Annotated in this window: 7 protein-coding genes; 5 read left to right on the top strand and 2 right to left on the bottom strand. The window is 72.4% G+C overall.

The genetic code is table 11. The features are described from left to right. Positions 1 to 78 precede the first annotated feature (78 nt). On the bottom strand, positions 79 to 1,083 hold the full coding sequence (locus F4553_RS11995; protein WP_312875169.1) for a LacI family DNA-binding transcriptional regulator: 1,005 nt from the start codon (positions 1,081 to 1,083) through the stop codon (positions 79 to 81). A 152-nt stretch (positions 1,084 to 1,235) separates the two neighbouring features. Then, positions 1,236 to 3,434, bottom strand: a complete 2,199-nt coding sequence (locus F4553_RS11990; protein WP_184835449.1) for a discoidin domain-containing protein — start codon at positions 3,432 to 3,434, stop codon at positions 1,236 to 1,238. 217 nt (positions 3,435 to 3,651) lie between these two features. Here F4553_RS11990 and F4553_RS11985 point away from each other — a divergent pair, with 217 nt between their 5' ends. The 5 genes from F4553_RS11985 (at position 3,652) to F4553_RS11965 (ending at position 12,812) form a co-directional block, all read left to right on the top strand. Beyond that, the gene (locus tag F4553_RS11985) at positions 3,652 to 5,913 is read left to right on the top strand and encodes a M20/M25/M40 family metallo-hydrolase (RefSeq protein WP_312875168.1); all 2,262 of its coding nucleotides are present in this window, start codon (positions 3,652 to 3,654) and stop codon (positions 5,911 to 5,913) included. Positions 5,914 to 6,145: 232 nt separating this feature from the next. Then, complete coding sequence (locus tag F4553_RS11980) at positions 6,146 to 6,331, top strand: DUF6229 family protein (RefSeq protein ID WP_184835447.1); 186 nt, start codon at positions 6,146 to 6,148, stop codon at positions 6,329 to 6,331. Between the two features lie 9 nt (positions 6,332 to 6,340). Further along, positions 6,341 to 9,496: a type 2 lanthipeptide synthetase LanM family protein gene (locus F4553_RS11975; protein WP_184835445.1), complete on the top strand. Its 3,156-nt coding sequence runs from the start codon at positions 6,341 to 6,343 to the stop codon at positions 9,494 to 9,496. A 14-nt stretch (positions 9,497 to 9,510) separates the two neighbouring features. Continuing rightward, positions 9,511 to 11,385: an ABC transporter ATP-binding protein gene (locus F4553_RS11970; protein ID WP_312875167.1), complete on the top strand. Its 1,875-nt coding sequence runs from the start codon at positions 9,511 to 9,513 to the stop codon at positions 11,383 to 11,385. Further along, positions 11,382 to 12,812: an FAD-binding oxidoreductase gene (locus F4553_RS11965; RefSeq protein WP_184835443.1), complete on the top strand. Its 1,431-nt coding sequence runs from the start codon at positions 11,382 to 11,384 to the stop codon at positions 12,810 to 12,812. Before F4553_RS11970 ends, F4553_RS11965 begins: the two co-directional genes overlap by 4 nt. The last annotated feature ends 402 nt before the right edge of the window (positions 12,813 to 13,214 follow it).

Below are 13,214 nucleotides of genomic sequence, written 5' to 3'. Positions count from 1 at the left end.
GCCCCCAAGCCGCAACTCTTCAAGAGTTGGTCCTAACGGGGTTTAGGACCAACTCTTGAAGAGTTGCGGCTTCGGGGGTCAGGCGGACTCGCGGATGACGAGGGTCGGCTCGAAGATGTGGGAGGAGACGCGCAGCTCAGCGTCCTCGACGTGGTTCATCAGGTTGCGGGCCATCGCCGCCGCCATGTCCTCCAGCGGCTGCCGCACCGTCGTCAGCGGCGGCCGGCTCGACACCGCCGCGCTGCTGTCGTCGAAGCCGATCACCGCGACGTCCTGCGGCACCCGGCGGCCCCGGGCGGCGAGGACGGTGAGCGCGCCCTGCGCCATGAGGTCGTTGGCGGCGAAGACGCCGTCGAGGCGCGGGTGCTCGTCGAGGAGCTGCTCCATCGCGCGCTCGCCGCTCTCGACCGTGAAGTTCCCCTCCACGCAGGGGATGTAGGCGTGGCCGTGCTGGGCCATCCCGGCCCGGAATCCGGTGAGCCGGTCCTGCGCGGCCGACATGTCGAGCGGGCCGGAGATCGTGCCGACCTCCTGGCAGCCCCGGGCGACGAGATGATCGGCGGCGAGCCTGGCCCCGGACTGGTGATCGACATCGACATAGCTGATCGGATAGGGCTTGGCGGGCCGGCCGCAGAGCACGATCGGCAGGCCGAGCTCGACGATCTGCTGCGGCAGCGGGTCGTCGAGGTGCGTCGAGTCGATGATCACCCCGTCGACGTGGCCCTGCCGGAGATAGGTCATGAGCTTGGCGCGGGCGTCGGCGTTCTCCGCGAGCATCAGCACGAGCTGGATGCCGAGCGGGCGCAGGACGCTCATCGCACCGCTCACCATGCGGCCGAAGAACGGGTCGGTGAAGACGCGGCCGAAGAACGGGTCGTCGAAGTGGCGGTGCTCGGGCTCGGAGATCACCAGCGCCACGGAGTCGGTCCGCCGGGTGACCAGGGACCGGGCTGCCTGGTTGGGCACGTAGCCGGTCGCCTCGATGGCCCGCTCAACGGTCTGGCGCAGCACCGGGTCGACGGTGGGCACCTTGTTGATGACCCTGGAGACGGTGGCGCGGGAGACGCCGATCGTCTTGGCCACCTGTTCGAGGGTCAGCGGCCGCTTGGCGGGGGGTGTGTTCGCAGGCACGGTCCTTTATAGCACGGCGAGAGAGCGCTCTCCGGCGCATGATCGAGACGAAAGTCGATGGGCGCCCGGCCATGCGGTGAGCCGGGCGCCCATCGAGGTCGTTGTTACTGGTAGACGCGGACGTAGTCGACGAGCATCTTCTGCGGCAGGACGGTGGTGGCATCGGGCGCGCCCGGCCAGTCACCGCCGACCGCGTTGTTGAGGATGATGAAGAACGGGTGGTCGTAGACCCACGGGCCCTTCGTCAGCTCGGTCTGCTCCTTGTCGATGCTGTAGAACTGGTTGCCGTCGACGGAGAACGCGATGTGCATGGCGTCCCAGTCGACCCGGAACACGTGGAAGTCCGACGCGAAGTCGCCCGCGATCGTGTACGGCGACCCGATGCCACCGGCGCCGTTGTAGGCCGGTGCGTGGATCGTGCCGTATGTCGCGTTCGCCACCTTGCCGACGTGCTCCATGATGTCGATCTCACCGCAGTTGGGCCACGGGGTGCCCTGGAAGAAGTTGGCTCCCAGCAGCCAGAACGCGGGCCAGAGCCCCTGCGTACCGGTGACCTTGATGCGTGCCTCGGCGCGGCCGTAGGCGAAGGTGTAGGTCTGGCTCGTGTTGAGCCGCGCCGACGTGTACTGGCACTCGCCGCCGGGGCATGCCGAACCGGGCGTGACCTGCCGCTTCGCCTCCAGCACCAGGTTGCCGCCGCCGTCGTGGTAGGCGTTGGCGTTGTTGGTGTAATACTGCAGCTCGTTGTTGACGCCGGGACCGACCTCGGGCCGCCACTTGGCGTTGTCGGGCGCGGCACCGTTGCCCGCGTTGAACTCGTCGGACCACTTCAGCACGAGCGGGTTGCCCGGCGCCGGCGGGAGCGCGGGCGGCGTGATCGGTGCGCCGCCGGTGCCCCAGACCTGGAACTCCCACAGCGAGTAGCCGTAGGTGCTGCTCCGAGCCGTGCCGTACATCCGGACGTAGCGGCCCGTGCCGGTGAGCCCGGTCAGCGTCTGCTTGAATCCGGTGCTCGTCGTGGTGGAGTAGATCGTGGTCCAGGTCGTGGCGTTGGTCGAGGTCTGGATCTGGTAGGCCGTGGCGTACGCCGGGTCCCACTGCAGGATCACCTTGTGGATCTGCGCGGTGGCGCCCAGGTCGACGTAGATCCAGCCCGGGTCGACCCAGCCGGTGGTCGCGCTGGTCGCCCAGCGCGTGCCGGGATCCCGGTCAAAGGCCTTGGCGGGTACGCAGCCAGGGCAGGCCCCGTCGTCCTGAGACGTGGAGGCGGTGCCCGGCTTGTTGTAGGAGAGCAGCACGTCACCACCGGTGGGCGGCGTGCTGGTGGACGGCGAGGGCTGCGTGCTCGGCGAACTGCTGGGCGAGGTCACCACGGTGCCCGTGCGGACCTGGATCTCCCAGAGCGAGGCGCCCCACTGGGTGGCCTTCGCCGTGATGTAGACCCGCAGGTAGCGGCCGGTGCCGCTGACGTCGAGCGTCTGCGTGCCGCCGGTCCCGGTGGTGGTGGAGTAGATCGAGGTCCAGGCCGTCGCGTTGGACGAGAGCTGGACCTGGAACGCGGTGGCGTAGGCCGCCTCCCAGACGAGGACGACCTGGCAGACCTGCTGGGTCGAGCCGAGGTCGATCTGGATCCACTGCGGCACGGTGTAGGCGCTCGACCAGCGGGTGCCCACGTTGCCGTCGACGGCGGAGGCGGCCGGGGTGCCCGCGTTCTCGACCGACGACGCCGTCGCCTCCTTGCCCTGCGCCACGTTGGCGGTCCCGCAGGCCGGCGGCGTCGAGCCGCCGAAGACCTGGAACTCCCAGAGCGAGTAGCCGTATGCCGTGGCCCGGGCGGTGCCGTACATCCGGACGTAGCGGCCGGTGCCGGTGACGGCGAGCGTCTGGATGCCGCCGGTCCCGGTGGTCGTGGTGTAGATCGGGGTCCAGGTGGTGCCGTTGGTGGAGACCTCGATCCGGAAGCCGGTGGCGTAGGCGGGCTCCCAGTTGAGGACCACCTGGGAGATAGCGGAGCTGGCACCGAGGTCGACCTGGATCCACTGCGGATCCGAGAACGCGCTGGCCCAGCGGGTGCCGGTGTTGCCGTCGACGGCGGCGGAGGCAGGTGTGCCCACCGCTTCGACGGAGGAGGCGGTGGCGGGCTTGCCCTGGGACAGCAGGACGAGATCCGCCGTGGCCGGACGTGCCACGAGAGTTAGGCCGGCCGCGGTGACCGCGAGGACGACGAAGCTCACCCAGAGCCTGGTGGCGCCCGACAAGGCACGCCAGGACGGGAGAAAGCCGTGGGGGACGGGGCTTCTCATACGTTTCCTTCGTTTACGTGGGTGTGACGTACGCGGTGCGAGAGCGCTCTCTGGCGTACAGGGTCGTCCCGTCGGGCCGGACTGTCAAGGGCATGAATATCGACGAGATCATGCTTCGATTGCCCTGATTCGTGGGTATATAACGTTCGTCGGTGCGCGGGCAGGTGCGGGGACAGGAGAGCGCTCTCCGGTCGGGCGGTCGTGGCACGATGTCTGCGTGCCGAACTCCAGCCGTCTGATCCAGCCGCTCATCGCCCTCGCCTGCCTCGCCGCGCTCGCTGCCGGCGCGATCGCCACGGTGCAGTCGCCGTCCCCGCGCGACGCCGGCGCTCCGCCGGAGGACTTCAGCGCCGGCCGAGCCTTCGCCCACGTGCAGCAGACCGGCAAGGTCATGCACGTCGCGGGCAGTCCCGCCAATGACGAGGTGCGCGCCTACCTGCTCAGCACGCTGCAGGGGATGGGCATCATCGCGCAGGTGCAGGACGCGATCGGCATGGAGACCGAGGGCGACGGTCCGGTGGCCGCCGCTCGCGTACGCAACGTCGTCGGCCTGATCCCCGGCTCGGCCTCGACCGGCCGGGTGATCCTGATGGCGCACTACGACTCCGTGCAGAACGGGCCGGGCGCCAACGACGACAGCGCCGGACTCGCCACCATCCTGGAATCGGTGCGCGCGCTGCGGACCGGGCCCCAGCCGCGCAACGACATCGTGCTGCTCTTCACCGACGCCGAGGAGGCGTGCCTCTGCGGTGCCGAGGCGTTCGTGCACAGCCACGAGCTCGCCCGCGACGGCGGGATCGTCCTCAACGCCGAGGCGCGCGGCAGCTCCGGCCCGGCGGTGATGTTCGAGACCTCGACCGGCAACTCCGGCGTGGTCGCGATGTTCGGCAAGCACGCGCCGCACCCGGTCGGCACGAGTGTCGCCGTCGAGGTCTACCGGATCCTCCCCAACGACACCGACTTCACGCCGTTCCGGCTCAGCGGTCGGTTCGCCGGGCTCAACAGCGCCTACATCGACGGCCAGGCGGCCTATCACAAGCCGCAGGACACCGCCGACCGGATGGACCAGGGCAGCCTGCAGCACCACGGCGACAACATGCTGGCGCTGGCCCGCGCCTTCGGCGACGCCGACCTCGCGGAGCTGAAGAAGACCGGCGGCGCCGACGCGAGCTACTTCCCGGTGCTCGGCCTGCTGGTGCGCTACCCCGGCTGGCTGGTCTGGCCGCTGGCGATCCTCGCCCTGCTCGCGGTCGCCGCGCTCGGCGTGCTGACGGTCCGCCGGGGTGCCGCCACCGGCCGGGCGCTCGCGGCGGGCTTCGGTCTCGCGCTGATCCCGGTCATCGTCGCGCCGATCGCCGCCCAGCTCTTCTGGTGGCTGCTCACCGTCGTCCGCCCCGGTTACGACAACATGATCGATCCGTGGCGGCCGGTCCTCTACCGCTGGGCGCTGGCGGCCCTCGTCACCGCCGTCGTACTCGGCTGGTTCGCCCTGGCCCGGCGGCGGTTCGCCCCGATCACGCTCGCGATCGGGGGCCTGGGCTGGCTGGCGGTCTTCGGGGTGCTGATGGCGACCGCGATCCCCGGCGGGTCCTACCTCGCGGCACTGCCGGCGCTCTGCGGTGCGCTCGCCGGGCTCGCCGTCGCCCACCGGGCCGGGCTGATCGCGGCGGCCGCCGGTGCCGCCGTCGCCGTGGTGATCCTCGCGCCGACCGTGGTGCTCTTCTTCCCGGCGCTCGGCCTCGCCACCGGTGCCGCTCCGGCGCTCTTCGCGGTGCTGCTCGGCCTCGCCCTGCTGCCGCTGTTCCCGAAGCTGCCCCGGGTGGGCCGGGCCGCGATCGGCGCCCTCGTGCTCTTCGCCGGGCTGGCGGTGACCGGTCTCGTGGTCGACCGCTTCGACGCCCGGCACCCGGTGCCGAGCCAGCTCATGTACGCCCTCGACGCCGGCACCGGCAAGGCCGCCTGGGCCAGCCTGGAGTCGACGCCGGGCGCCTGGACCAGCCAGTTCGTCACCGAGCAGCATGATCTGACCGAGGATTACCCGATCATCGGCGACGTCTGGACCGGCCCGGCCGAGGCGGCGACGCTGCTGCCGCCGGAGGTGCGGGTCGTCTCCGATCAACGCGAGGGCACCCAGCGATCGCTGCGCCTGGTGGTGAAGTCGCAACGGGCGGTCCGCCTCGTCTACGCCCGGATCGACACCGGCGGCGGGAAGATCGTCTCTGCCGGGGTGGCCGGTCGGGAGATCCCGGCGCAGCGGCTCGGCGACGGCACGGTCGGCGTACTCTTCCACGCCCCGCCCGCCGACGGGGTGGAGCTGGTGGTCGTCGTGGAGGGCGGCACCGGCGTCACGGTGCGGGCGATGGACGGCAGCGACGGGCTCGCCGATCTGCCCGGCTTCAAGCCCCGCCCGACCGGTGTGGACATCGCCGGCTCGCACAGCTCGGAGCTGGTCGTGGTGGCCAAGACCTATCCGCTCTGACCCAGGCACGTCGCTCGGCCATGATCGGCGCAACTCTTCAAGAGTTGCGCCGATCATGGCTTTCGTACGCGAGTAGCTGAGCTGTCACCGAGTTTACAACATGCCTGTCAACTTGGCTTCTTAAATATGTGAACACATCTTGTCGGGACGTTGACACTCGTGTTCAATCAGGAACCACCCGGTCGTTCCGGTGATCCCGGGCCGGCCGGACCGTCGATTCCTGGAGGTAACGATGTCGCAGGAGCAAGCCGCGTCCGAAGTGGCGCAGTGGCGCAGCGCCGCGGGCAAGGCCAACCCGGCCGGCCCGCTGTTCAGCGGCGGCCAGTACACCGAGGCCGAGCTGCGGATGAAGACCGGTCGTCCGACCAACCGGTGCGGCACCGCCTGCACCTGGTCCGCGACCCGGTACTGCTGCTAGGCACGGTCGGTGTCGACTGACGACACCGCCGACTTCACCGCGTCGCTGGGCTGCCTCATCGAACCGGCTCTGGCCGGGCTGGCAGCCCAGCTCCGCATGATCGGCGGGGTGACACCGGGCGAGCGGGACGTCCTCCTGGACGCGGTCCGTGAATCGCTGCGCAACACGCTGCACCGCAAGCTGGCGCGGGTGCTGGTCCTCGAACTCAACGCGGCCCGCATCACCGGGCGACTGACCGCCCCGACCTCCGCCGAGCGCTGGGACGAGTTCATCGAGCTCACCACCGACCGGTCCTTCTGGGACTCGCTGGTGGAGCACTACCCGCCGATGCTCGACCGGGTCGCGGTGATCGTCGCGAACCGCTGCGCCGCCGCGCTGGCCCTCGCCGAACGCCTCGCCACCGACCGCGACACCCTCGCCGAGCTGCTCGGCCGCCCCTTCGGCGAGCTCGCCGCCGCCACCTTCGGCAACGGCGACAGCCACCGCGGCGGCCAGGCCGTCGCGATCCTGCGCGGCCACGGCGGCAAGATCGTCTACAAACCTCGCTCGGTACGCGTGGACACCGCCCTCGATGCCCTCCTCGGTGACCTGCTCGACGCCCCAGCGCTGGCACGAGGAGTGAGCGAGCGTAGCGAGGGAGCCCCGCAGGGCGCGCCGGGAATTGTGGTGGCACGAGGAGTGAGCGAGCGTAGCGAGGGAGCCCCGCAGGGTGCGCCGGGAATTGTGGTGGCACGAGGAGTGAGCGAGCGTGGCGAGGGAGCCCCGCAGGGTGCGCCGGGAATTGTGGTGGCGCGAGGAGTGAGCGAGCGTGGCGAGGGAGCCCCGCAGGGCGCGCTCGGCCGGATCCGGGTGCCGCGGGTGCTCGACCGGGGCGACTACGGCTGGGCGGCGTTCGCGCAGCACGCCTACTGCGGCAGCGAGGCCGAGCTGCGCCACTTCTACCGGGGCATCGGCCACTGGCTCGCCGTGATGCGCCTGCTCGGCGGCTGCGACCTGCACGCGGAGAACGTCATCGCCGCCGGGCCGATCCCGATGGTGATCGACTGCGAGACGCTCTTCACGCCGGACACCCCGGCATCACCGACCGGGCTGGGGCTCGCCGTCGACCGCGCGGGCGAGCTGGTCGACGGCACGGTGCTCCGCACGGGGCTGCTGCCCGGGAGAGGACTGGCGCTCGGCTGGCGTGGTGTGGGCGCCTCCGCCGTCGGCGGCCTCCCCGGGCAGCAGCCGGCCGGGGAGCGCCCGGTCCTCGTCGACGCGGGCACCGACACCGCGCACATCGGGATGGCACCCGGCGAGCCCGAGCCCTCGCAGAACCACCCGAGCCCGGACCCCGCCCTCGGCGAGCACTGGGACCAGGTGCTCGCGGGCTTCGTCGAGCTCACCGACGCGATGATCGCCCTCGACAAGGCCGATCGACTGGTGCCGATGCTGGCCCGGTTCGCCGACTGCCCGATCCGGGTGGTGGTGCGCTCGACGGAGGCGTACGCGGAGATTGAGCGGATGTTCTGGCACCCGGTCTCGCTGCACGAGCCGGGACCGGCGATCGAGCGCGCGGAGCGGATCCTCGCGGACATGGCGCAGTCCGTCGCGGGCGCGCCCAGCGACCCGGCGGTGATCCGGGCCGAGATCGACGACCTGCTCGACGGCGACGTGCCCTTCTTCGCCACCACCCCGGCCCACGGGCGGCTCACCGGCCCGCGCGGCACGCACTGGTTCGACGAGCAGGACCTCGCGGCGGACGCGCTGATGCGCTGGCGCGGTGCCGACCTCGTGCTGGAGCGCCAGGTCATCCAGTCCGCGCTGGTCAGCGCCTATCTCAACGAGGGCTGGCTGCCGACCGAGGAGACCCTGCTGCCGCCGACCGTCGACTTGACCGGGCTCGACGGGCGGCGGCGCCGGGTGCTCGCCACGATGATGCGGCGGCTCGCCGGGGAGGCGATCCACGGCGCCGACGGCACCGTCACCTGGATCGCGCCCGTGCTCAACCCGACCGGCTGGGCGGTGCAGCCGCTCAGCCCCGACTTCTACGGCGGAGCGCCCGGGGTGGCGATCGTCGTCGCGGCATACCAGCGGGAGGTCGCCGCCGGGCGGGCCGATCCGGTCGCCGATCTCGACACCCTCCTCGACGACGTGGTGCGCACCATGTGCCTAGCCGAGCAGAAGGCGGCCGAGGACTTCACCGGCTACCTCGACGTGCGGCCGCCACCGCTCGGCGCGCAGATCGGCCTCGGCGGGCAGATCTGGTCCTGGCTCGCCCTCGACCAGCTCGGCGCCGCCCGCGACATCGCCCTCGACCGGGCCGTCGCGCTCACCGCGCAGATTCCCGGCGCGGTCGAGGTCGACGACGAGTTCTCCCTGATGGTCGGCGCGGCCGGGTCGATCGTGCCGCTGCTCGCGCTCGCCGACCGCACCGGTGACGAGCGCTTCCAGGACCTCGCGATCATGCTCGGGGAGCGGCTGGTCGAGGTGTCCCGCGAGGTGGCGCTGCCGACCGGGGCGGTCGGCGCGATCTGGCCCACCCTGCGCTGGCCGGCCGGGCTCGGCGGGCTCGCGCACGGCTCCACCGGCATCGGCTGGGCGCTGGCCCGGCTGGCGCTGCGGACCGGGCAGGGCCGCTTCGCCGATGTGGCCCGGCACGCGTTCGCCTTCGAGGACCTGCTGTGGGATCCGGTCGAGCTGGCCTGGCGCGACCTGCGCGAACCCGAACGCTGCTCGGCCGCGTGGTGCCACGGCACCGTCGGCATCGGGCTGATCGCCCACGACCTGCAGAGACGCCGGTTCGACGGCGGTGGCGGGTCGGCGACCATCGCGTTCGCGGCCGCGAAGACCGCCGAGGTGGCGCTGGGCTGGAACCACACCCTCTGCCACGGCGACTTCGGTGCCTGGGAGCTGCTCGACGCGGTCGCCGACACGCCGCTCGCGCCGCCCGGCCTCGACCGCACCACACTCGACGCGCAGCTCATCGGCAGCATCGAGCAGTACGGCCCGGTCAGCGGCCTGGCCCGGGACGCCTTCACACCGGGGCTGCTGCCCGGGGTCGGCGGCGTCGCCTATCAGCTCCTGCGGTTCGACCGGGGTGCCGGGCTGCCGTCGGTACTGGTGCTCGGCGACGCCGCACCGCTGCCCGCCGGTGCCGCGACGCCGGGCGGAGACCTGCGCTGAGCAGCGACGAGCTCGTGGGCGAACTGGCCGCACCCGACTGGCGGCTGGAGGACCCCGCCGTGCGCCGGCTCGGCCCGATCGGGCTGCTGCGCCGGTTGGGGCAGGCCGCCCGGCCGGTGCTCGCCATCGTGCGCGAGGCGGCACCCCGTTCGGCGGTCACGATCCTGGTACTCCAGGTCGCCGCCGGGGTGGCCGCCGCGACGGGGCTGCTGGCGACCACCGGCGTACTGGCCGAGTTGCTCTCCGCCGGACCCACCGCGGACCGGATCGCCGCCGCGCTGCCGGGACTCGCGCTCGTCGTGGCGGCCTTCGGCGCGCGCGGAGCGCTCGACGCGGGGACGTCGTTCGCGCAGGCCAGGCTCGTGCCCGCGGTGCGGCGGGCGGCCGAGGAGCGGCTCTACGCGGCGAGCGTGCGGGTGGAGCTCGCCGCCTTCGACGACTCCGGCTTCTACGACCGGCTGCACCGGGCCCGGGACCGGGCCGTGCCGCACATCGAGCGCGCCGCCGAGAACCTCGTCGAGCTGATCGGTGCCGCGTTCGCGCTGGCGGCGGCGACGACGAGCGTCGGGCTGCTGCACCCGGCGCTGCTGCCGGTGCTGCTGCTCGGCGTCGTGCCGGAGGGGTGGGCGGTGCTGCGGGCGGCGCGGGTCGAGTTCGCCAACATGACCGTCACCGCGACCCTCGCCCGTCGCGTGTGGACGATCGCCGACCTCGCCACCCGCCGCGAGTCCGCCGCCGAGATCCGCGCCTTCCAGGCGCAGGGCTTCGTGCTCGACGACTACCGCCGGGCCGCGGACGCTCTACAGGCCCAGGAGGTACGGGTCGGGCTGGCGCAGGCGCGGACCAGGGCGACCGGCCGGGCCATGGCGGGTGTCGGCATCGCCATCACCTATGCGGCACTCGCCCTGCTGCTCAACCTCGGCTGGGTGGCCCTCGCCGTGGCGGGGACGGCGGTGATCGCGATCCGCGCCTCCGTCGCCGCGCTCACCCGGCTCGTCGTGGCGGGCAACCGGATCGTCGAGCAGGCGCTTTACGTCTCCGACTACCAGGGGTTCCTCGTCGATTCCGCGGCCCGGACACCGTCGGCCTCCGGTGCCCCCGTCGCCTCCGGCCCGGATTGCTACTCGGTCGCCGACGTCACCTTCCGCTACCCGGGCACCGACGAACCCGCGCTGCACCGGGTCAGCCTCACCATCCCGGCCGGCCAGACCGTCGCCTTCGTCGGCGAGAACGGCTCCGGCAAGACCACCCTCGCCAAGCTCATCGCCGGGCTCTACCGGCCGGGCTCGGGGGCGATCCGCTGGGACGGCACCGACATCCGCGACCTCGACCCGGCCGACCTCGCCGCCCAGGTCGTCATGGTGCTGCAGGAACCCGTGCGCTGGCCCACCACGGCGCGGGCCAACATCCGGCTCGGCCGACCCGACCGGCCCGATCCCGACGACGCGGCGCTGCTGCTCGCGGCCCGGCACTCCCGCGCCGACGAGGTGGTCGACCGGCTGCCCAAGCGCTGGGAGACCCTGCTCTCGAAGCTCTTCACCGGTGGTCAGGAGCTCTCCGGCGGGCAGTGGCAGCGGATGGCGATCGCGCGCGGGCTCTACCGCGACGCGCCCCTGCTGATCTGGGACGAGCCGACCGCGCCGCTCGACGCCCGGGCCGAGGCGGCGGTCTACGAGTCGCTGCGGCAGCTCGCGGCCGGGCGTACCGTCATTCTGATCACGCACCGGCTCGCCAGCGTGCGCCACGCCGACCAGATCTTCCTGCTGCACGGGGGCGAGCTCGTCGAGCACGGCACTCACGAGGAGCTGCTCGCGGCGGACCTTCGATATGCCGAGCTCTACGCGATCCAGGCACGCATCTACGCCCCCGACGCGGTCGTGCCGCGATGAGCGGCGTGGCCGAGCGGCGCACCTCCACATCGGACGCCCCGAGGCCGCTCGGCCACGCTTCGACCCTCTCCGGCCTCCGGGCCGCCCTGGACGGGGAGGTCTGGCTGCCCGGCGACGACTCCTACGCGCGGGTGCGGCGGGGATTCGTCGGCGGCGACGCGGACCTGCTCCCGTCGGCGGCCGCCGCGTGCGTGTCCACTCAGGACGTGGTGCGATCCCTGGGTTTCGCCCGGTCGGCCGGGCTGCCCTTCGCGGTGCGCAGCGGCGGCCACAGTTACGCCGACCGCTCCAGCACCGCCGGGCTCCTCATCGAGCTGCGTGGTCTGCGGACGATCCGGCTCGACGGGGAGCTGCTCACCGTCGGTCCCGGTGCCCGGCTCGGCGAGATCCAGCGGGCCCTCGCGGAACGGGGTCGCTCGCTGCCCACGGGCTCCTGCGCCTCGGTCGGCATCGGCGGCAGCACGATCGCGGGCGGGTTCGGGTTCCAGGGCCGGTCGCGGGGGCTCACCGCCGACAGCCTGCTCGCCGCCGAGGTGGTGCTCGCCGACGGCTGCGTGGTCCGGGTCGGCTCCGGGCGGGAACCCGACCTCGACTGGGCGCTGCGCGGTGGCGGCACGCTCGGTGTCGTCACGGAGCTGGTGTTCCGGACCTACCCGGCGCGGCCGGTCACGATCTTCCACGTGTCGTGGCCGCTCGACGAGGCTGTCGAGCTGATCGACCGGTGGCAGCGGTGGGCACCCCACCTGCCCCGGGAGGTCACGGCCCACCTGGCGCTGACGCTCAGCGACCACGCGGACGAGGAGCCGGTCGTGGAGCTCTTCGGCTGTGCCCTGCGTGAGGCCGTTCCCGAGTTCGCCTCGTTCCTGGCCTCGTCGCCGCGTGGCTTCCTCGACGAGCCGAAGGTGACGACGCTGCACGGGCAGGCCGCCGCCGGTTACCTCTCCGGGTCGGTGTGGCGCCGGGGTGAGGAGTTCGAGTTCGGCGAGGTGTCACCGGTGCCGCCCCGGCCGGGTTTCCAGCGGGCCACGTCGGAGTTCTTCGGCCCGCCGATTCCCGTGGACGCCATCGCGGCGCTGGTGGCGGTGGTGGGTGCGGTGCGCGTACCGGGAGAACAGCGTGACGTGGAGTTCACACCGTGGGGCGGCGCGTACGCCGACATCGCACCGGACGCCACCGCGTTCGTGCACCGGCGGCCCGGCTTCCTCGTCGCGCACCGCGCGGTGCTGGGGGCGAACGCCGGCGCGCAGCGGCGGGCGGACGCGGCGGCGTGGGTGCGCGACTGCCGCGATGCGCTGGCACCCCACGGCACGGGTGCGGTCTACCAGGGGTATCAGGACCCGCAGGTCACGGATGCGGCCTACTACGGCGCCAACCTGCCCCGGCTGCGGGCGATCCGCGCAGCCGTCGACGCCCCGCCGGGGTGCTGACCTTGCGGTGATCACAGGTAATTCGGGGAACCAGACCGGATCATGGCGCGTGATCACGTCTGGTTGCCCGAAGCAGACCGGATCTTGCGTGCCCTCGGCTCGGGGGAGGTGGTTCTGCGCGAGGCTTTGCTCTGCTTACACCGGCGCATCACCCGGCAAGTCCGGACATTCCCGGTGATGCGTGGGTGTAAGCAGAGCAAAGCGCGGCGCGCACACCACTACCGCGGGGCCGGTGCGGTTCGCTCAGGGTGCGACCGAGGGGGTGCTGGTAGACGGCGCGGCGCGCACACCACTACCGCGGGACCGGTGCGGTCCCGCTGCGCCCGTGCGGTGCCGGTGCTCGTGCGGGCTGGCGGTGCCGGTTCACTCCCGCCGTGCCGGCCACGTCTCCCCGCGCGGTCC

Origin of the sequence: Allocatelliglobosispora scoriae (assembly GCF_014204945.1) — a bacterium.
Taxonomy (GTDB): Bacteria; Actinomycetota; Actinomycetes; order Mycobacteriales; family Micromonosporaceae; genus Allocatelliglobosispora; species Allocatelliglobosispora scoriae.
Note: the sequence above shows the minus strand (reverse complement) of the source record. Positions and strands in the feature narration are given on the sequence as shown.

Coding starts and splice junctions, on each gene's coding strand:
- F4553_RS11990 (WP_184835449.1), bottom strand. CDS start 3,434: ATGAGAAGCCCCGTCCCCCACGGCTTTCTCCCGTCCTGGCGTGCCTTG.
- F4553_RS11980 (WP_184835447.1), top strand. CDS start 6,146: ATGTCGCAGGAGCAAGCCGCGTCCGAAGTGGCGCAGTGGCGCAGCGCC.
- F4553_RS11965 (WP_184835443.1), top strand. CDS start 11,382: ATGAGCGGCGTGGCCGAGCGGCGCACCTCCACATCGGACGCCCCGAGG.